Raw genomic sequence first — 17,505 nt, 5'->3', positions numbered from 1 at the left:
GCACCGTGCGAATGCTTAGTGGCGTCGGCGGGCACGGCGCCGGCCTGTCTGGCGAACTCGAGGTAGGGATCGCCCGATGTATAGGCCGCCTGCATGGCACGATCGTCGGACAAAACGGCCGCAATGCCATGCTCTTGCTGGCACCAGTCGATATAGGCGATGCCGTAGCCTTCCGGCGGCAGGATCAAACTGCGCAGCCACACGCTCGGGCCAAAGATGTAACGGGTGTTGCTCGGCTGACAGCGGCCAGTGCGGGAGCGGAAGGCGGACAGAATCGTGCGGTTCCTGCCGTCATGCCCGACGGCGAGATCATTCAACCGCAGTTCGGACAGCGCGCTGCGCAATTCGCGCATGGGTGAGACGGCCGGATACGCGCGCGCCATTTGCCGGAATGTGTCGTCCGACAGATCAAGCCGGCCAGTGTCGAGCCTTGGCCAGGGGATTCCGTGATCGGCAAGCCAGCGCTGCCAGCGTTCGAGGCGAAAGCTACGGCCCTCAAACACACCATAATCGCGATCAATGCCGGCGATCAGCGCGTCCTGGATGCCGGTCCAGTGAACGCGCAGCCGGTCGAGTGTCACCGTGTCGATCGGCGTGCCGTTCCACTCGATCGCCGCGGAGGCCTTCATGAACCTTCCGCGCAACAGGGCGCGCGGTAGATCAATGCGCGGCAGCATCGCCGGCAACAGCTTTGCCAGCATATCAACGTCGCTCGCGCAGTAGTCGAGGATTGCACTGCGGTCGTCAGCCGACCACGGGCCGCCGGACAGGATGCGCAGGCGCAAGTCCTGCTTCTCTGTGATATCGATACCATCAATGCCGAAATAGGCCGCAGCACCAAGTAAACCCGCGCCGTGCGTGAGGCTGCGGCCATTGGTGCGGGCGCGGAATTCGGTGAATAGGTCGAGTACATACATTGGCTGCGCCCAGCCCAACGCAATGAAGCAGCCCAGCTCGGCACTGGCGTAGTAGGCAACCAACAGGGTGTCAGCACCCAGCGGAAATGGCGGCTGTTTTTCAAACTGACCACGCCATAGCCGCCAGATTTGTCCGCTGCACAACTCTTTCGCCACCATGCAAACCGGACGCGGCTGTTCGCCGGACCGGCTGGCTGCAGCCGCCGAATCGTGACCACCAAATTCAAATTCGAAATCGATGGCCACGATCCGCTTGAAGTGGAGGCGATCGAGCATGGCTCGCTACCCGCCACACAGCCGCTTGACCACGGGATGGTCAAAACTGCGGATAATCTTATCCTTGAAGGCAATGCGAATGATCTCCTCGAACGACAGTTCCGGCCAGATTGGATCTGGAATGCTGCCCTGGGCTTCGAAGATTTCGTAGGCTCCGAGACTCATGTTGGACTTGACGCGGACCCAGTCCTTCATCGCATGTTGGGCGGCGGTGGCGGCGGATACGTTCCATTCGCTGGTCCTACCATCCACTGGTATCTTGACCGGCCACATAAACAGCACGCCTGTCCGAGTCGTCGCCGTGAACAAAGTGGCAAAGAAGCACTCGCCTCCCAGCTCCGGTACCGCGCCAAGGTCGACGATGAAGGTCTCGCGATCATCCTTCAATTCAATGAAGGCCAGCGATTCCCGATATTGCGGCTCCGGCCGGACACGGACGAAATCCTGAGGGAGCGGCTTACGCACCGGCACTGTCGTCAACAACTTGGTGACGCTAATCGCTTCCAACATCTCGGGGTTCAGCCGCAGCCGGTTCAGATCAAAGGGATCGTCACTGGCGGCGGCCTCGACCAATTTCAGTTCGGATTTATCGATCATCGGATCCTCCTGTCTGACCGGTATGATAAAAAACAAAGCGTCGCCGACCGGCACGGCGGACGCATTGGCAATGACGAATAACCAGATGCGGGATTTCGGCATACCGCCGCTTTGGTGGACAGTCGCCGCTACCTTCGCCACTGTGTTGATCAAAATTCGATTGGGTCTGTTTCGACGTAAATCCAATTCTCTCCGACGCTGCTTTGCGGCGTCGGTCATTTCTTTGTGGTCGAACTGGAGTTGTCCGCCTGCTCGTGTAGGCCTCTACACAAAGCGGCTCTTGCAGATAAAATGAGACAGGCATATAAGTGAGCCCTGTTCGTGCTGTTGGCGCGGCGCGGAGAGACTGCAACAAGATTCATCTGCGAAATGCCCGGCTTCCCGCCGGGCATTTTGCGCTCTGCTATCATGAACCTTGTTGTGATTTCGTACAGCTAAAGCGGTTAGCGGGTTTCGAGCCGCAGCTTTAGCTAAAGCGGGGATTGATATTCGACCGCCGCTTTAGGAGCGGACGCGCCGCGCGCCTGCGATCACGTCGATGCTCCGCCTATCTGGGCGCCGTTTCTTGTCAATTCCGATAAGTTCGAACAGGGCGTTAAAGAAGGCCTTGCGCGTTAACTTGCGTGACGGCCGGAAACCAATTTTTTCTAGCAAACCGAGAGCCGGCTCGATTACTAGTGCTACTTCATTGTCTTTTCGGTAATCGCCCAGGTGGCGCCCAAGCAGGCGCGCGAGCACATCGGGATTATCCTTCAAAAAGTTAATTCCACGTTCCAGTTCGTCCATCACGGCGTCGAGATCGCGGTTCGGTGCGATCCGGTTGGAGACCCGAGAGCGCAAGGAAAAATGAGCCGCAGCTAAACCTAGACGGCCCGATTCAGGAGCTTCTTGGAGTTTCGCCGCAAACTTTATCTCGCCCAAAATGGGCCCGAGCGACCGAAGCGCCTCACGCACTATAGCTTGGCCTTTCGCGTACTGCTCAAAGGCCTCATTGATACCGGCGATCGTGACTTGATCGTGTGCGATCCAGTAACTACCGAAAATCGTTCGGATAGCGCGATCAAACACCCTCTCGAAACCGTCACCCTCGGTCAACCCAGCACACTGCATCACCACTGGGTAATGCCGGGCATAATGCTCCTGCGATGGTTGTTTTGATTCGGCCATGTTGGTGCGGCTCGGTCCTAAAGCGGCGGATCGAAACCGCGTCGCCGCTTTAGCTGTACTCAACCCCGACATTACGGCAGAAACTGGCTGAAACACCAAGGTGTTTACACTGCTGGCCGGAGTTGCATGTAAACAGGCCAAATCGGTAAGGACCTCGTAATGGTCACAAATCGCAGAGAAGCTGAGGCGGAGGACGGTTCTCCCGGATCACGACCTCGACGCATGATGAGCGAGAAGCAAGTTCTCGATATCGTTCCGGTCGGCCGCACCACACTTTACCGCATGGAGAAGGCAGGTCGGTTTCCGAGATCGACGTACATCTCACCGAACCGGCGCGTTTGGTTTGAAGATGAGATCATCGCGTGGCAGAGCGCAGTCGATGAATTCGATCAGAACCGTCGCCGGGGCAAAGGACGTCGGCCCCGCGTCTCGGCTTCTGACTAAGTCACCGATCTGACGGCATGTTGCACTTCGGACGGCGGCATCGACCGCCAGCGCGCCTCGCTGGTGCGCTGTTCTGGAGCCTACGCTACCAGACATCGGGCGGCGCACCGACGCATCAGCGGCCAAACAGCGCGTTTCACGGTGTTTCAAAAGAAAAAGCCCGGCCAAGTCGACCGGGCTTGCTTGTTGTGAGGCCATCTGGGGTCAGGCTGCGAGTCGCGCGTTCTGGTGCTTCGCGGGCCCGCCAACGATTCGCCGTAGCTCGGCGGCGATCCCGTCCAGCACGGCGCGCTTCTGCTGCGCACGTTTCGACTGATTGTAGATGCCGGTGACCCGATTGACCCTCTCGCCATCATCCTTCGTCACCGCGTGATCCAGGCATTTTGCGATGGCAGCGTCCGAGTACCCGAGTTCGCCGGCAAGCGTAGCGGCGGTGCGACGCAGATCATGCGGCGTGAACACCTTCAGGCCTAATAGTTCGCATAGCCCCGGCTTCTTGCTCTTGTCCTTGTTCTTCTCCTGCTTGGTGCCGCGTAGCGCGGTTGCCATCGCAATGCGGTGGATCGGCTGCCCCGGATAGACCGGGCTTTCAAAGACAAACTGTTGTGCGTCGCTGGCCATCGCCTCGCGGATAATCTCGACGGCCAGATCAGAGAGCGGCTGCTCGATCACGCGACGCTTCTTGACCCGCTTGGCCGGCACGCGGAAGTAAGGCGCGCTGCCGTCGAGGTCGAACAGTTCATCGCGCTCTGCGCCTAGCAGTTCGCGTGAGCGAAGCATGGTGACCAGTTCGAATTTGAGCGCCAGCCGCGTCTTGCGATCCCAAGGCAGGTCGTCGCGGTCGAGGCCATGCCAGAAAATCCGGATTTCATCCACGGTCAGCACCCTTTCGCGGGCATGCTCCTTCGGCAGTTTCGGAAGGTTGAAGCAGGGCCGATGGGTTTCCGAAACGTAGTCCCGGCCAGCCTCTCCCGCCCAAGTGTACAGGCCACTCACCGCCCGCCTCATGTGCCGGGCATTGCTGACCGAGGGGACGCCAAATTTGCCCTCAAGGATGTCGTTCGACAGTTCCGCGATGTGCTGGCGCGTCACCTCGCGCGGGTCCATGTGGCCGAGCGTGGGCTTGACGAAGCGGCGCAAATGGCTGGCGCTGTTGCTCCAGCTTTCAATGCGGGGGCGCATCTCGCCGTCCTTTTTCCTTTCCAGCGTCTTCATCCAGTCGATGCGTTCCTCGATCATCTTTGCGACCGTCATGCCGTGCCTGGCTTTCTGCACCTTGCGCTGGTGCAGTTGCGCGACCAGCGCCGCCGGGTCCATGGCCTTCGCGGCGTAAGCCTTGCTGCGGGCATGCTCGACCCGGAAGGTCTCCGGGTTGTAGATGCCGAGCCACGCCGTGCGCTGCTTGCCGATCGCCGGGTCGGTGAACTTGTGACTGAAGGTCGCGATGCCAGCGACAGTGACGCTGGCATACAGGCCGGGGACACGCTTGTCTTAGATTTTGACCCGCTTTGTGACCCGCTTCTCGCACATGCGGTCGGTGAGGATGACACTGCCGTTGCGCCCGCGCTTGGCCGGTTGGTTTGTCGTGATAGTATCGGTCATGGTTTCAGCTCCGTCAGGGTTTGGGACCATGGACGGGCTTCAGGGCCTTCGGTCTGGTTGCGTTGTCGAAGGTCTTGGGCCCGGCCCTAGATTTGGCGAAACCCACTGAAACGCCCTCGAACAGGCTAGTCGAAAAGTCCTTGTTTTAAAGGGTTTTTGTAGTTTCGGCGTGTTTCACCGAATACCAAAATATAGCCCACACGGTTTTGCCGTACGCAGCTTCCTTCGCCAAAGACATCACCTGCCAAGTGCTGGCCAGTCGAAGCTCTGGCGAAGGCGTTTAAGCGCCGTACGTCCTGCGCGCTGTGTTCACTCACGGCTAACCGCCCTGCGAACACCCCTCGCGCCCGACGCTGCCGCGTCCACCGCAACCCGTCCCAACGTTCGTGACGATGGCCAACGCCCCTCTTCTCGGAACGGGATGGCGGGATTTGTAGGCGTGATTTGGGTCTCGCGCGAAGCGATTTATTTTTACACGCACGCCTGGACGGCGCAAATCAGCTTGAAGTTGCTGAAGAAAATCGTGTGAATGCGCAGCGACCGGGGCGGCAGAAATTGAGCGGACGCAGTCCAGCCATCCAGCAGCTCGAACCGGAAATGAGCGCCTTCATCGAAGTGACGAGTGCAACGTCACTCCCAATCCAAGTCACTGCAACCGAAACATTCGTCGTGTCTGCAGCACGGCGAGACGGAGCGCTTGAAGGACGCGGCCAGCGTCTTCTGTTACTTTGACAGTCGCGCCAAGCCCTTCCAGTCGAATGTAATCCCGTGGCCCGGCCGCGTCGGCGCCAATGCCAAGCCTTCATTCAGAACAAGCGGGTGCTCGATGTAACTATCGAGCCCAAATCCGTGTGCTTCCAGATAGGAGCGGTTCGGACAGGCCGCGAGCAAATGCACGGTGACATCATGTGCGCCGTGGCTGGTAACCGGTAGATTGAAGGCTTCTGCCAGCCGCGCGATCTTCATGAAAACTGTAACCCCGCCGCAATTGGTGACATCGGGCTCGGGATAGGACACCGCGCCAGCGGCGATGTAATTCTTGAATTCCCAAAGCGAACGCAGGTTTTCACCGGCCGCGATCGGAACCCCGCCGACAGCCATGATGCGGGCGTGTCCGACAATATCGTCGGGAATGATTGGCTCTTCCAGCCAGGTGAGATCGCAGCATTGCAACGCGCGCGCCGCGCGGATGGCTTCCTCGACCGTCCATTTCATGTTGGCATCCGCCATCAGAGGAAAGCCATTGCCGAGATGTTGGCGCATCGCCTGCACGCGCGCGACGTCGGATGCGAGATCGGGACGACCGACCTTCATCTTGATGGCGCGAAAGCCTTTTGCAAGGTTGTCGTCGGTCTGCTTCAAAAGCTTCTCGATGGAGAGGTCGAGGTCGATCCCGCCGGCGTAGCAAGGCACGCGGGCGTCGAAGCCGCCGAGCATGCGAAATAGCGGCAGACCGGCGCGGCGAGCCTTCAGGTCCCACAACGCGATATCGAGCGCTGAGAGCGCAAGCACTGGCGGTCCGCCCCGCCCGCCGTAATGCAGGGCCCACCAGACGTGATGCCAGATGGCTTCAGTGTCATCGGCGTCGCGGCCCTCGATCAGTTCGGGGATCTCCCGTTGGAGAATGTCGGCGATCGCGCCACCATTGCGGCCGACGGTGTATGTATATCCGACACCTTCGGCCCCGTCTGAGTCCCGGACACGGCACGTCACCAGCTCGAACGCTTTGAGTTCGCCGTGCGTGCTGTCGGACAGGGTAACGGCCAACGGGATCCGGTAGAGTCCGGCCTCGGTTGTCTTAATAATAGCCATAGCGTTTCCACTCGGTCTTTTTATTTCACGTTAAGTCGATCTTGGCCGCGAAGCAATTGCGTGCAGCACATCCTCATCTGGAACCGACGCGGTCGAGCCGGCTATCGGTTACGAGCGCGGCTCAGCGCATATCAACAGCATGGGGACAAGGGCAGCAGCCCGCGCGCGCCAACGGTGTTCCACGCATCAAATCGAGCGAGAACTGGCAGCATCGTCACCGCAATTCAGGCCCCGCCTCAAGCCAGATTTACGTAAACTTGTAGCGGCAGGCCGAGCCTATGCGATAGCTCCATTATCGGTGAGACCATCGAGCTGCCATTCTTTTGGGTGACCCGAACGAAGATGAGCTCGCGATAAAATCTCATCTCCGAAATCAACGAATCCAGATTGCGCGCCGCAAGCTGATCCTTCCATTGCCTCAGCCGATCTCCCGACAGAATCGACGGGTCATTACTCCACGCTCCCGTTTCGACCTGCTCGAGATCCCAATTCCTCGCCGTGCTCGGGGAGACGCGCGTCAATTCGGGATCAAACAAGACAAAACATACGTTTGGCGACACGCCAGGCTTGTCCGGCTTGGCTCCATGGAGCACCGAGATATGGAAATCCCGTTTCCCTCTCGGCGCGGCGGCAGGTAGCAGCTCATCGCCGATCAGGATGCGCAGGCCATGTTTCTCGGCGAGTTTCCATGCCTTGCGAACTCCCTCCTCCCCAATCGAGCTCGCGAAGACTGCGTCGATTACATTCCTGTAGAAGCAATATTCCGTTCCGTAAGAATCATCCGGATCCGATTCCCCGATTAACGGAAAGGTTTTGCGCATGTCGGCAAACCACTTTCGTAAACGAGGCGACGACGATTCCAGCTTGTTCCAGGCGTTCTTGGGAGCGGCTGCAATCTCGCGTCCGACCCAGACACCATAGTTGGCCTGAGCCTTCGCTACGCGCTTGTCGAACACGAAAACGGTGATGCCCAATTTTTATTTTTCCCACGACTCCGGCTCAGATCGATTTCATCCGGTTCCAGCAGTGGCTTGCATGAAATGAAGCCCCCGGAGGTGGCTTCGCTCCGGCCGGAGCTGCCATCTTAAGTTGTTTCTAGGTTGCCGGAAACCGGCAGTCTGGAATAGTACATGTATTGCGGTACACGCTCACGCTTGATTCTGAGGAGAGTGATTTTGCCCAAATACATTTCCGGTATCTTTCTCGATTTCGACAACGTTTTCAGCTCCCTTTTCAAGCAGTCCAAGGATGCCGCAAAGGAGTTCGCCACAGATCCAGCCCGCTGGCTAGGCGCTTTTCAGGGAATGCGGGGTTCGGAAGTCGAGGACACATCCCACAATTTTGTTATTCGGCGCTGCTATCTAAATCCAGTGGGTCGAGTTGGAAACAGCCAGCCGTATTCGACTTATCGGCAGTCATTTGTTCGGGACGGGTGGGAAGTCATTGATACGCCTCCTCTCACCAACCAGGGCAAGACCAGCGCCGATACCCACATTGTCATGGATGTTCTTGATTCCGTTGCGCACTACCCTCACGTCGATGAGTACGTCATCATGGCCGCAGATGCGGACTACACGCCGCTGATCATACGGCTGCGCAAGCACATGAAAACCACGGTAGTGTACGCCGCGATGGAGACCTCTGTCGCTTATCGCGCGGCCTGCGATTCCATCATCGATGAACGATCCATGCTGGAGATACTTGAACAGGATGACAAGGTAATCGCAGAGACATCGGCGGGAATCCCGAGCGATCAGCCTACTGCTGAAAAAGTGGCCGATGCCATCGATCGATATTTTGCCGAGTCAGAAAAAGGGCATCGAGCCAACGTGGCAACGCTTGGGCACATTCTCAGTAAGCAGTTTCCCGGGATTGCGGACGGATGGATAGGACATTCATCACTCAGTCAGCTTCTGAAGAAAGTTTGCCGGCTACAGGTCGAAAATACCGAAAACCGTACCTTGGCCTGGAAGGAGTAGTCGTTGGCAGAGAATGGTCGTCCTTGGTGCAAGACCGCCAGAAGGTAATGCACCCGGGGCGACATTTGACCGCGGCCACTACAGCCGCGCCTTCTGTGCGAGCGGTACCCGGAACGTCTTGAAGCCCTTGATATCGGGAAACCCCGCGGCGGCTTCGCGCGAGGCCAGCGTCAGGACCGCGGCCGGGACTTCGCCGCTGATCAGGCGGTCGATCGCGCCTCGCTGTCCTTCGCTGAACTGGACTTCCGCGGCGCCCGCGGCCATGAAGGCGGCGCTGACACGGCCGCTGGAAGCGGATTGCTTCTCCTCGATCGCGATGTTCTTGTTGTTCAGGTCGGACAATGAACCTATCTCCGGACGTGCCAGCACAAGCGCAACCAGATTGTCCTGCTCGTCGGGAGATGTGGATGCCGTCTTCGCGCTGTCGCGGGCCGGCTCTATTTCCGGATTGTCCAGATTGCTGGCCGCTTCCCGGCCTGTTCCGATCGCCGTGACGAGATCGGCCAGGCCCGTCGCCTCCACCACCTGCTGCTGCAGGGTTCGTGTCGCGGGAGCGCTGGCGACGGCGGCAGGCGTTGCGGCGGTCTCTGGCGCAGCGGGAGTCGCAGCGAGTTCGAGCGTGGCCGGCGGCGGCAAGATGACCTCCGATTTCGCCTCGGTCTTCGCTTCGGTCTTGGCTTCAGGCTCTACCTCAGGCTTGGCTTCAGGCTTCACCTCGGACTTCGCTTCAGATTTGGGAGCTTCCGCGGGCTGCGGCGCGGCGATGGCGGCTGTCTGGTTGGGCACCGGCTGCTGAGGGATTTCCAGTTTGCGCTCCGGCGTCTGGCCGCCGGCGACAGCCTTGTCGCCGGCCACGGGCGGCGTGGCCGGTGGAGCATTCTTGCCGGCGGCGGCAGGGCTGGGAGCGGCAGCCTTCTTGGCGTTCGTCGGCCTGGTCTTCGATGCCGCCATGCTGCTGCGCGGCGCCGAGCGTGATGCCGACGCGCCGTGCCTTGTCACGCGCGCGGGACTGGCGTGGTCCGGTCCGGCCGGTTCCGCCTCAACCGGCACGACGACAACCGTCTCGCGTTCCCCGCGGTGCCGGGCGGACAAGGCTCGATCCGACCAGGCCATGTAGGATTGGCACGCGCGGTTACACGGCAGCCCGTCGATATAGACGATGTCGGGCGAATCCAGCGGATTGGCCTGCGGGGCTCCGCTCGGATAAAGGGAAAAAATCAGGGCCAGCAAGGTCCACTTTTTCGACATGACCACTCCATTCGAACGCGCTTGGTGTTTGGCGCGAGCTACGGTTGAATGGAGATGAGGTTTCAAGAAAAGTGGTCGTGTTCCGAATTGTCACGCGCCCCGTGACGATGCCCCTTTTAAAGGATCGCCACGCGCTACATTCGGCACGTGTTGCCGGCGGCACGACGTAGCCCGCGTGAGCGCAGCGATATGCTGGATAGACCGTTCCCGGATATCGCTCCGCTCATCCGGGCTACGATTGCCTCGAATTTAATTCGGTACCGCCCGCTTCGCGGCGGCCACCGCGTTCGCGTTCACGCTGCCACCGCGCAAGAGGTTGAAGGCGGCGTTCAGCGCCTTGTCGTCCTTTTCGTTCGGCGGAACGTAGGCTTGCGAGCCGGTCTGCTCGGCGCCCTCGGCGGCGAGGTGACCGCGCATCGAGGCTTCGCCCTTCAGGTCGGCGCGGCCCTTGAGCTCGTCCGGCACGTCCTGCAGCACTTCGATGTCGGGCGCGATGCCCTGGGCCTGGATCGAGCGGCCCGACGGCGTGAAGTAGCGCGCCGTGGTCAGCGCCAGCGCGCCGTTGCCGGCGCCAAGCGGAATGATGGTCTGCACCGAGCCCTTGCCGAACGTACGCGTGCCGACCAAGGTCGCGCGCTTGTGGTCGCGCAGCGCGCCGGCCACGATCTCGGACGCGGAAGCCGAACCGCCATTGATCAGCACGACCAGCGGCTTGCCCTTGGTGATGTCGCCACCGCGCGCGGTAAAGCGCTGCGTTTCCTCCGAGGTGCGGCCGCGGGTCGAGACCACCTCGCCCCGGTTCATGAAGGCGCTCGACACCGAAACGGCCTGGTCGAGCAAGCCGCCGGGATTGTTGCGGAGGTCGACGACGAATCCTGCAAGTTTTTCCGGCGGAATTTCCTTGGAGATGCTGGCGATTGCCTTCTTTAGGCCCTCGGTCGTCTGCTCGTTGAAGCGGGTGATCCTGATGTAGCCGACATCGCCGCCGTCGGTCTTGTGGCGGACCGGCCGCACCCGGATGATCTCGCGCACGATGGCGACATCGATCGGCGCAGCCGAGCCCTTGCGCATGACCTTGAGCCGGATCTTGCTGTTGGCGGGGCCCTTCATCCGGGCGACCGCCTGTTCGAGGCTCATGCCCTGAATCTGCTCGTCGTCGATCTGGGTGATCACGTCGCCCGACAGCATGCCGGCTTTCGCCGCGGGCGTCTCGTCGATCGGCGTCACCACCTTGACGAGGCCCTCTTCCATCGTGACCTCGATGCCGAGCCCGCCGAACTCGCCATGGGTGGTCTCCTGCATGTCGCTCCAGCCCTTCTCATTCATGTAGCGCGAATGAGGATCGAGCGCGGAGATCATGCCGTTGATGGCACCTTCCATCAGTTTGGAATCGTCGGGCTTCTCGACATAGCTGGTCTTGATCCGCTCGAACACGCTGCCAAACAGATTGAGCTGGTTATAGGTGTCGGAACGGGCCGCGGCCTTTGCCGCCGCCACCAGATTGGTCCCCTGCGGTCCAGCCACGAGAACGGTCAGACACGCGCCCGTCACGGTGCCGAGAAGAAAGGCAATATTCCTGCGCATCGTGGGGCGTCCCTTTATCTCTACGGACGCCCACCATCCCATGTGAATCGGCGCCCCTGTCCCATCCCCACCAACTCACAATGGCTTTTTGGTCGGATCAAGGCATGCCAGCCCGCGGCAATACGGACGTTTTCAGGTGTGTCGTTTACGCTCAGGCAGGCATTACGGATCTGAGATCGCTACGAATTTGAAGCCGCTTGATCGGCCTCCTGCAGCCCGTTTTGCCAGGTGGAAGGCCGGGTTCCAAAGCCGCGCTTGGCACGGGTGCCGAGCCAGTAGCCGAATTGCGGCGGAACGTTGCGGAACGGGCCCTCGACGCCGAGCTTGAGGGCGGCATCCATCGGCCAATTGGGATTGTTGAGGATTTCCCGGCCGACCGCGATCAGATCGGCCTGCCCGTCGCGCAGGATCTGCTCGGCCTGGTCGCCATGGATGATAAGGCCGACCGCCATGGTCATGATCTCGGCCTGGCGCCGGACATGTTCCGACAGCGGCACCTGGTAGCCAAATTTGATTTCCTTGCCGAGGATCGGCGCCGCCTCGGAGATGCCGCCGGAGGAGCAGTCGATGACGTCAACGCCTTTTGCCTTCAGGATTCTTGCCAGCCGCGCGCTCTGCTCCGGTCCCCAGCCGGCATTGTCCTCGACCGACAGGCGGACGAATAGCGGCTTGTGGTCGGGCCAGTGCGTCCGCACGGCCTCCGTCACCTCGATCAGGAAGCGCATGCGACCAGCTTCCGAGCCGCCATATTCGTCCGTGCGCTGGTTGGATCGCTCCGACAGGAACTCGTGCACGAGGTAGCCATGGGCGCCGTGCAGCTCCAGCACGTCAAAACCCGCCTCATGCGCGCGGCGCGCTGCCTGCCCCCAGGCCTGCACTAGATCCTTCACCTCGCCGGTTTCGAGCGCACGCGGCACCGGCCATTTTTCGCTATGGGCGATCGCGCTCGGCGCCACCGGCTGCCATGCCTCCCAATCCTCGATATCGGGCGTCCGCTGCAGCGGGCGGTCGCCTTCCCACGGCCGGCTCGCGCGCGCCTTGCGACCGGAATGGCCAAGCTGGATGCCGGCGACCGCGTTCTGCTGCTTGATGAACTGGACGAGGCGGCCAAGCGGCGCGACGAACTTGTCGTCCCAGATGCCGAGATCGCCGACGGTGCCGCAGCCGCGCCGCTCGACCTTGGTCGATTCCACCACCACGAGGCCGGCGCCGCCGGCGGCAAACTTGCCGGCGTTCATCAGATGCCAGTCGGTCGGAAAGCCCTTTTCGGCCGAATATTGATGCATCGGCGGCACCACGATGCGGTTCTTCAAGCTGACGCCGCGAATTGTCATCGGGGAAAACAGCAGCGTTTCCGTCATGCTTGCCTCGCGTCGCGGACATCATTGTCCCGGCACAGCGCCGGGATGTGTCTTCTACTTTGCGTTGGTGCCAGCCTTGGTATCCGCGGACTTGGCTTTGGGCTTCGCCGCCGCAGCCTTGTCGGCCTTTGGGGCGTTGTTGTCGCCGCGCATGGTTCCCCAGGGATCGCTGCCCTTCTGCTGTTCCGGAATATTGCCGAGCGACCGCTTGTAGGCGCGCTCGGCGTCCCTCTCGGCCGCGATTTCCGCCGGCGTCTTTGGCTTGTCCTCCTCGCCATATTTGGCGGGACCCCTTTGGGCCAAAGCGGATCCGGCCAGCAACGAGACCACAGCCGCAGCGCCCAAAATTCTACCCAGGATTTTCATGCCACCACTCCCTGTTTGCCCCACGCTTAGCACAGCTCGTGCACCGGCTTAAGCGCCGGATTGGGCAGGGGCGCAAATCGCCGTGGCCGTTGCCGAGGCCGGTCGGGTTTTGTAAACGACTGCCATGAATTTGCCGCCAGTGCCCCACTCCGTCGACGCCTTGCTGTTCGACCTCGGCCGTGTCGTGCTCGATATAAGTTTCGACCAGGTGATGACCTGCTGGGCGGGGCATGCGGGCTGCGCGCCCGCCGACCTCGCTGGCCGCTTTGTCGTCAACGACAGTTTCAAGCATCACGAGACCGGCCGGATCGACGACGCCGCGTTCTTTGCCAACCTGCGTCAGTCGCTTGGCATCGGCATCACCGATGCGCAGTTCCTGGAGGGTTGGAACGCGATCTTCACCGGCGAGATGCCCGGCATTGCACCGCTGCTGGCTGGCGCGGCCAAGCGCCTGCCTCTCTATGCCTTCTCCAACACCAATCCGGCCCATGTCGCGCATTTTTCGCGGGCCTATGCCGGTGTGCTCGGCCATTTCCGCGAGATCTTTCTGTCCTCGAGCATCGGTTTGCGCAAACCCGACGCTGAGGCCTATGATCATGTGATAAAGGCGATAGGCGTGCCGGCGTCGCGGATTCTGTTCTTCGACGACTCGGCCGCCAATATCGAAGGTGCGCGGGCGCGCGGCCTTTCTGCCATCCACGTGACATCGACGGATGACGTGGCCAGGGCACTGACTGCGCTTGGAATCTAAGCGCTTGGAATTTGACGGAGGTCTGCCCGTGGCCTTGATGCCTGTCGCCGATGCGCTTGCTGCGATCCTTGCCGGCGCGGAAGCTTTGCCCGAAGAAATGGTGGCGCTCGATGCCGCCCATCACCGCATCCTCGCGCGCAACATCGCCGCGCGGCGGACGCAGCCGCCGCAGGCGATGTCGGCGATGGACGGCTATGCAGTACGCGCCGCGGATGCCGCCGACACTACCGCGCGGCTGAAGGTGATCGGCGAAGTCGCCGCCGGCCGCCCGTTCGAGCGCAAGGTCGGCCCAAACGAAGCGGTGCGGATCTTCACCGGCGGCGTGATCCCAGATGGCGCCGACGCCGTCATCATCCAGGAAGACACGGCAGCCGACGGCGATCACATCACCATCACCGAAGCTGCCATTCGGGGACGGCACGTCCGCGCCGCCGGCGTCGACTTCCGCGAGGGCGACGTCCTGCTCAAACGCGGGCGCCGTCTCAGCGACCGCGACCTGTCGCTCGCCGCCGGCATGAACTATCCGGAGCTCGCGGTACACCGCCGCCCGAAAGTCGCCGTACTCGGCACCGGCGACGAGCTGGTGATGCCGGGCGAAAACCCCGGCCCCGGCCAGATCGTCTATTCCAACGGCTATGGCCTGCGGGCGCTGGCCCGCGCCGAGGGCGCCGACGTCATCGATCTCGGCATCGCCGCCGACACCGTCGCTGCGACCACGCAAGGCATCCGCCGCGCCCGCGAGGCCGACGCTGACATCCTGATCACCATGGGCGGCGCCTCGGTCGGCGACCACGACCTGGTCAAGCGCTCGCTGGAGGCCGAAGGCGTCGCCATGGCGTTCTGGCGGATCGCAATGCGGCCCGGCAAGCCGATGATGCACGGGCGGCTCGGCGCGATGCGGGTGATCGGCCTGCCCGGCAATCCCGTCTCCTCCTATGTCTGCGGCTTCCTGTTTCTGGTGCCGCTGATTCGCGCATTATCGGGCCGCGACCACGTCCATCACGTCAGGGAAAGCGCCCTGCTCGGCCGCGACCTCGCCGCCAACGACCAGCGCGAGGATTATCTGCGCGCGCGCTTCGAAGCGCGTGAAGATGGCACGTTGGTCGCCGTGCCGGTGAACCATCAGGACTCATCGCTGCTCGGGAATCTCGCTGCGGCACAGGCATTAGTGATACGTCCGCCATTCGCACCGGCGGCCGCCAAGGGCTCGTCGTGCGAGCTGTTGCGACTACCGGAATGACGCCATGAGACGCGTCTCGGACAGAAACCCTGACGCGTTCACCTGAAATTAAGTGGTTGCGGAACACATATCGAACATATAGTGTCCGTTCATGATTTGTTTCGACTGCTGGTGTCTCTGCTGGGGAGTTTGGGCGCTCCCGCCATCTGGGCGCTGAAGATTCGAAACAACGACGCCAACCGGGGGATTGCTCGCGATGCTTACGCGCAAACAGTATGAACTTCTGCGTTTCATCAATGAACGGCTGAAAGAGGCCGGCGTACCTCCCTCCTTCGACGAGATGAAGGACGCGCTCGACCTGCGTTCGAAATCCGGAATCCACCGCCTCATTACGGCGCTGGAGGAGCGCGGCTTCATCCGCCGCCTGCCCAACCGCGCCCGCGCCATCGAAGTCATCAAGCTGCCGGAGCTCGCCGCTGCCGGCAACGGACGCCGCGGCTTCACGCCGAGCGTCATCGAAGGCACGCTCGGCAAGCGCACGGTGAGCGTGCCCGCCGCCGAGGATGACGGCAATCGCCCGGTCGCGGTGCCCGTGATGGGCCGGATCGCCGCCGGCACGCCGATCGAGGCGCTGCAGACCCGCAGCCATACCATCAGCGTGCCGCCTGACATGCTCGGCTCCGGCGAGCATTACGCGCTCGAAGTGCGCGGCGATTCCATGGTCGAGGCCGGCATTCTCGACGGCGATATGGCGCTGATCCAGCGCAACGAGACCGCCGATACCGGCGACATCGTGGTGGCGCTGATCGACGAGGAGGAAGCTACGCTAAAACGCTTCCGTCGCCGCGGCGCCTCGATCGCGCTGGAGCCCGCCAACGCCGCCTATGAAGTCCGCATCCTGCCGCCGAACCGGGTCCGGATTCAGGGCAAGCTGATCGGCCTTTATCGCAAATACTGAACAATGTGCGATCCGCAGACATCCGTAAGAACCCCGGCCGTCCCCTCGGCCGGGGTTTTTTGCTGCGGGGTTGGAACCAATGCGCGTTATCGCGTTTGTGAATTTGGCGCGGTGCGCCGGCCGCAGAATTGCCCAGAACCAAGAAAAAGCTCTGCGCCATGTCCACTCTGATAGGGGCCTGTGCCACCTTGAAGACACGGGTCAGCTATCTCAAATGAGGGAGCCATCCGATGTGTGACTATAGCCTGCATGCTGTGGCTACCCGGCCTGCCCAGGTCGGCGAGACGCTGATCACCACGACGTTCCGCGGTACATCGACCCGCGGCTTTGCGTCGGAACGCGAGCCAGCAGTGGCGGTCTGCATGCTTCCCGGCACCGAACTGGCGTTCGCCGAGGACGTCAAATACGATAACCGCTGGATCTGGACGCGAACCACCGACTGGCGGGTCGGCAAATTCAATCAGATCGAACCCGAAGTCGCCGACCGTCATCATGACGCGATCGAATTTCCCGATGGCAGCCATGTGCTGGTGACGCAGCTTTGCGAAGGCCAGCGGGCGACCGTGCTGCAATTGCCGGTGGTTCAGACCGGTGGCGAGCGCGCACCGAAGGTGACGGAAGCACGTCCGGCCGCTTCGATCGTGACCGGATAGACGCCACATGGATACGATCCGCCGGTTCAGGCCGGCGGATCATGGTGATAGGTATTTCAGAACGCGGCAGGGGGCGGCCGGTGGTCAATAAAGTTACATGGCAAAGGGCCGGACGCGTCACCGAGCCCGGACGTTACATGTTCCGATACGGCTGGCTCACCATCACGGCGGAAGACCTCGCGATCTGGCAGCAATTCCCTGAAGCGTCGTTTACGCTGGTCAGCCTGCCGTCATCCCCCGACGCTCCGGAAGAATTTCACCTTGGCGCGTTCGAGATACCGGCCCATCCGTCCAGTCCCTCGATCGACACGCACTGACGTTCCCTACTCCTCCGCCTGAAGGTCCGCCTCGGCCGGCGTCGCATCGACCGCGCGGGCCGGCACGACGCGCGGGGTCAGAACGCTGGCATCCGTCTCGCCCGCGTCAGCAACGGCCGGCGACCACGGGCGGTCGATTCCTCTCGGTTTCGCCGCCTCGACGACAAATCCGTCGCGGCCTCGCCGCAGCGTCATGGCGCCCTGCCGCCGCAGCCGCTCGGCATCGATCACGGAAGCCGCGCAGGAAGCGGGCGACTGCCGCAGAGTCACAATGAGCGCGGCGCGCTCGCAAT

At 61.7% G+C, this 17,505-nt stretch carries 16 protein-coding genes and 2 pseudogenes; 7 read left to right on the top strand and 11 right to left on the bottom strand.

Annotation, left to right across the window (positions count from 1 at the left end; genetic code table 11):
* From CQ12_RS25895 to CQ12_RS25885, 3 genes and pseudogenes are all read right to left on the bottom strand, one after another.
* Positions 1 to 1,193: pseudogene (locus tag CQ12_RS25895) on the bottom strand (hypothetical protein); the annotation flags it as partial.
* Positions 1,194 to 1,199: 6 nt separating this feature from the next.
* Entirely contained in the window at positions 1,200 to 2,009 is an 810-nt protein-coding gene (locus CQ12_RS25890) for a hypothetical protein (protein WP_157088504.1), read from the bottom strand.
* A 282-nt stretch (positions 2,010 to 2,291) separates the two neighbouring features.
* Positions 2,292 to 2,957, bottom strand: a complete 666-nt coding sequence (locus tag CQ12_RS25885) for a hypothetical protein (RefSeq protein ID WP_157088503.1) — start codon at positions 2,955 to 2,957, stop codon at positions 2,292 to 2,294.
* Positions 2,958 to 3,116: 159 nt separating this feature from the next.
* On the opposite strand from CQ12_RS25885, the gene CQ12_RS47760 reads away from it, so the two are divergent.
* The gene (locus tag CQ12_RS47760) at positions 3,117 to 3,401 is read left to right on the top strand and encodes a helix-turn-helix transcriptional regulator (RefSeq protein ID WP_083519484.1); all 285 of its coding nucleotides are present in this window, start codon (positions 3,117 to 3,119) and stop codon (positions 3,399 to 3,401) included.
* A gap of 204 nt (positions 3,402 to 3,605) precedes the next feature.
* On the opposite strand, the gene CQ12_RS25875 is transcribed toward CQ12_RS47760, so the two are convergent.
* From CQ12_RS25875 to CQ12_RS25865, 3 genes are all read right to left on the bottom strand, one after another.
* On the bottom strand, positions 3,606 to 4,718 hold the full coding sequence (locus tag CQ12_RS25875; RefSeq protein WP_245310148.1) for a tyrosine-type recombinase/integrase: 1,113 nt from the start codon (positions 4,716 to 4,718) through the stop codon (positions 3,606 to 3,608).
* Between the two features lie 1,008 nt (positions 4,719 to 5,726).
* Positions 5,727 to 6,815, bottom strand: a complete 1,089-nt coding sequence (locus CQ12_RS25870) for a mandelate racemase/muconate lactonizing enzyme family protein (protein WP_057838124.1) — start codon at positions 6,813 to 6,815, stop codon at positions 5,727 to 5,729.
* 236 nt (positions 6,816 to 7,051) lie between these two features.
* Complete coding sequence (locus tag CQ12_RS25865; protein ID WP_057838123.1) at positions 7,052 to 7,789, bottom strand: hypothetical protein; 738 nt, start codon at positions 7,787 to 7,789, stop codon at positions 7,052 to 7,054.
* A gap of 201 nt (positions 7,790 to 7,990) precedes the next feature.
* On the opposite strand from CQ12_RS25865, the gene CQ12_RS25860 reads away from it, so the two are divergent.
* Entirely contained in the window at positions 7,991 to 8,794 is an 804-nt protein-coding gene (locus CQ12_RS25860) for an NYN domain-containing protein (protein WP_198164263.1), read from the top strand.
* A gap of 78 nt (positions 8,795 to 8,872) precedes the next feature.
* Here CQ12_RS25860 and CQ12_RS46695 read toward each other — a convergent pair whose 3' ends face one another.
* The 4 genes from CQ12_RS46695 to CQ12_RS25840 all read right to left on the bottom strand — a co-directional run bounded on the left by CQ12_RS46695 (position 8,873) and on the right by CQ12_RS25840 (position 13,353).
* Positions 8,873 to 10,042, bottom strand: coding sequence for a hypothetical protein (locus CQ12_RS46695; protein ID WP_057838121.1), 1,170 nt, complete (start codon positions 10,040 to 10,042; stop codon positions 8,873 to 8,875).
* A 249-nt stretch (positions 10,043 to 10,291) separates the two neighbouring features.
* Positions 10,292 to 11,626, bottom strand: coding sequence for a S41 family peptidase (locus CQ12_RS25850; protein WP_057838120.1), 1,335 nt, complete (start codon positions 11,624 to 11,626; stop codon positions 10,292 to 10,294).
* A gap of 179 nt (positions 11,627 to 11,805) precedes the next feature.
* Positions 11,806 to 12,987, bottom strand: coding sequence for an NADH:flavin oxidoreductase/NADH oxidase (locus tag CQ12_RS25845; RefSeq protein ID WP_057838119.1), 1,182 nt, complete (start codon positions 12,985 to 12,987; stop codon positions 11,806 to 11,808).
* Positions 12,988 to 13,041: 54 nt separating this feature from the next.
* Positions 13,042 to 13,353, bottom strand: a complete 312-nt coding sequence (locus CQ12_RS25840) for a hypothetical protein (protein ID WP_057838118.1) — start codon at positions 13,351 to 13,353, stop codon at positions 13,042 to 13,044.
* Positions 13,354 to 13,477: 124 nt separating this feature from the next.
* Between CQ12_RS25840 and CQ12_RS25835 the strand changes: the two genes are divergently transcribed.
* The 5 genes from CQ12_RS25835 (at position 13,478) to CQ12_RS25815 (ending at position 17,212) form a co-directional block, all read left to right on the top strand.
* Entirely contained in the window at positions 13,478 to 14,104 is a 627-nt protein-coding gene (locus CQ12_RS25835) for an HAD family hydrolase (protein WP_057838117.1), read from the top strand.
* Positions 14,105 to 14,132: 28 nt separating this feature from the next.
* Positions 14,133 to 15,344, top strand: coding sequence for a molybdopterin molybdotransferase MoeA (locus tag CQ12_RS25830; RefSeq protein ID WP_057838116.1), 1,212 nt, complete (start codon positions 14,133 to 14,135; stop codon positions 15,342 to 15,344).
* Positions 15,345 to 15,540: 196 nt separating this feature from the next.
* Positions 15,541 to 16,242, top strand: coding sequence for a transcriptional repressor LexA (lexA, locus tag CQ12_RS25825; protein ID WP_057838115.1), 702 nt, complete (start codon positions 15,541 to 15,543; stop codon positions 16,240 to 16,242).
* Positions 16,243 to 16,472: 230 nt separating this feature from the next.
* Positions 16,473 to 16,895, top strand: coding sequence for a hypothetical protein (locus CQ12_RS25820; RefSeq protein ID WP_057838114.1), 423 nt, complete (start codon positions 16,473 to 16,475; stop codon positions 16,893 to 16,895).
* 80 nt (positions 16,896 to 16,975) lie between these two features.
* Positions 16,976 to 17,212, top strand: a complete 237-nt coding sequence (locus CQ12_RS25815; protein ID WP_245310146.1) for a hypothetical protein — start codon at positions 16,976 to 16,978, stop codon at positions 17,210 to 17,212.
* A gap of 6 nt (positions 17,213 to 17,218) precedes the next feature.
* Here CQ12_RS25815 and CQ12_RS45250 read toward each other — a convergent pair.
* Positions 17,219 to 17,505, bottom strand: a pseudogene (locus CQ12_RS45250) (ComEC/Rec2 family competence protein); the annotation flags it as partial.

Source organism: Bradyrhizobium jicamae, from assembly GCF_001440395.1.
Taxonomy (GTDB): domain Bacteria; phylum Pseudomonadota; class Alphaproteobacteria; order Rhizobiales; family Xanthobacteraceae; genus Bradyrhizobium; species Bradyrhizobium jicamae.
The sequence above is the reverse complement of the archived record's forward strand: the minus strand, read 5'-3'. Positions and strand labels throughout refer to the sequence as shown.

Bases quoted from the DNA above. Each gene is read 5' to 3' on its own strand.
- CQ12_RS25885 (WP_157088503.1), bottom strand. From the start codon at position 2,957: ATGGCCGAATCAAAACAACCATCGCAGGAGCATTATGCCCGGCATTAC.
- lexA (WP_057838115.1), top strand. From the start codon at position 15,541: ATGCTTACGCGCAAACAGTATGAACTTCTGCGTTTCATCAATGAACGG.
- CQ12_RS46695 (WP_057838121.1), bottom strand. From the start codon at position 10,042: ATGTCGAAAAAGTGGACCTTGCTGGCCCTGATTTTTTCCCTTTATCCG.
- CQ12_RS47760 (WP_083519484.1), top strand. From the start codon at position 3,117: ATGGTCACAAATCGCAGAGAAGCTGAGGCGGAGGACGGTTCTCCCGGA.
- CQ12_RS25875 (WP_245310148.1), bottom strand. From the start codon at position 4,718: ATGGACCCGGCGGCGCTGGTCGCGCAACTGCACCAGCGCAAGGTGCAG.
- CQ12_RS25820 (WP_057838114.1), top strand. From the start codon at position 16,473: ATGTGTGACTATAGCCTGCATGCTGTGGCTACCCGGCCTGCCCAGGTC.
- CQ12_RS25890 (WP_157088504.1), bottom strand. From the start codon at position 2,009: ATGACCGACGCCGCAAAGCAGCGTCGGAGAGAATTGGATTTACGTCGA.
- CQ12_RS25840 (WP_057838118.1), bottom strand. From the start codon at position 13,353: ATGAAAATCCTGGGTAGAATTTTGGGCGCTGCGGCTGTGGTCTCGTTG.
- CQ12_RS25870 (WP_057838124.1), bottom strand. From the start codon at position 6,815: ATGGCTATTATTAAGACAACCGAGGCCGGACTCTACCGGATCCCGTTG.
- CQ12_RS25845 (WP_057838119.1), bottom strand. From the start codon at position 12,987: ATGACGGAAACGCTGCTGTTTTCCCCGATGACAATTCGCGGCGTCAGC.
- CQ12_RS25835 (WP_057838117.1), top strand. From the start codon at position 13,478: ATGAATTTGCCGCCAGTGCCCCACTCCGTCGACGCCTTGCTGTTCGAC.
- CQ12_RS25850 (WP_057838120.1), bottom strand. From the start codon at position 11,626: ATGCGCAGGAATATTGCCTTTCTTCTCGGCACCGTGACGGGCGCGTGT.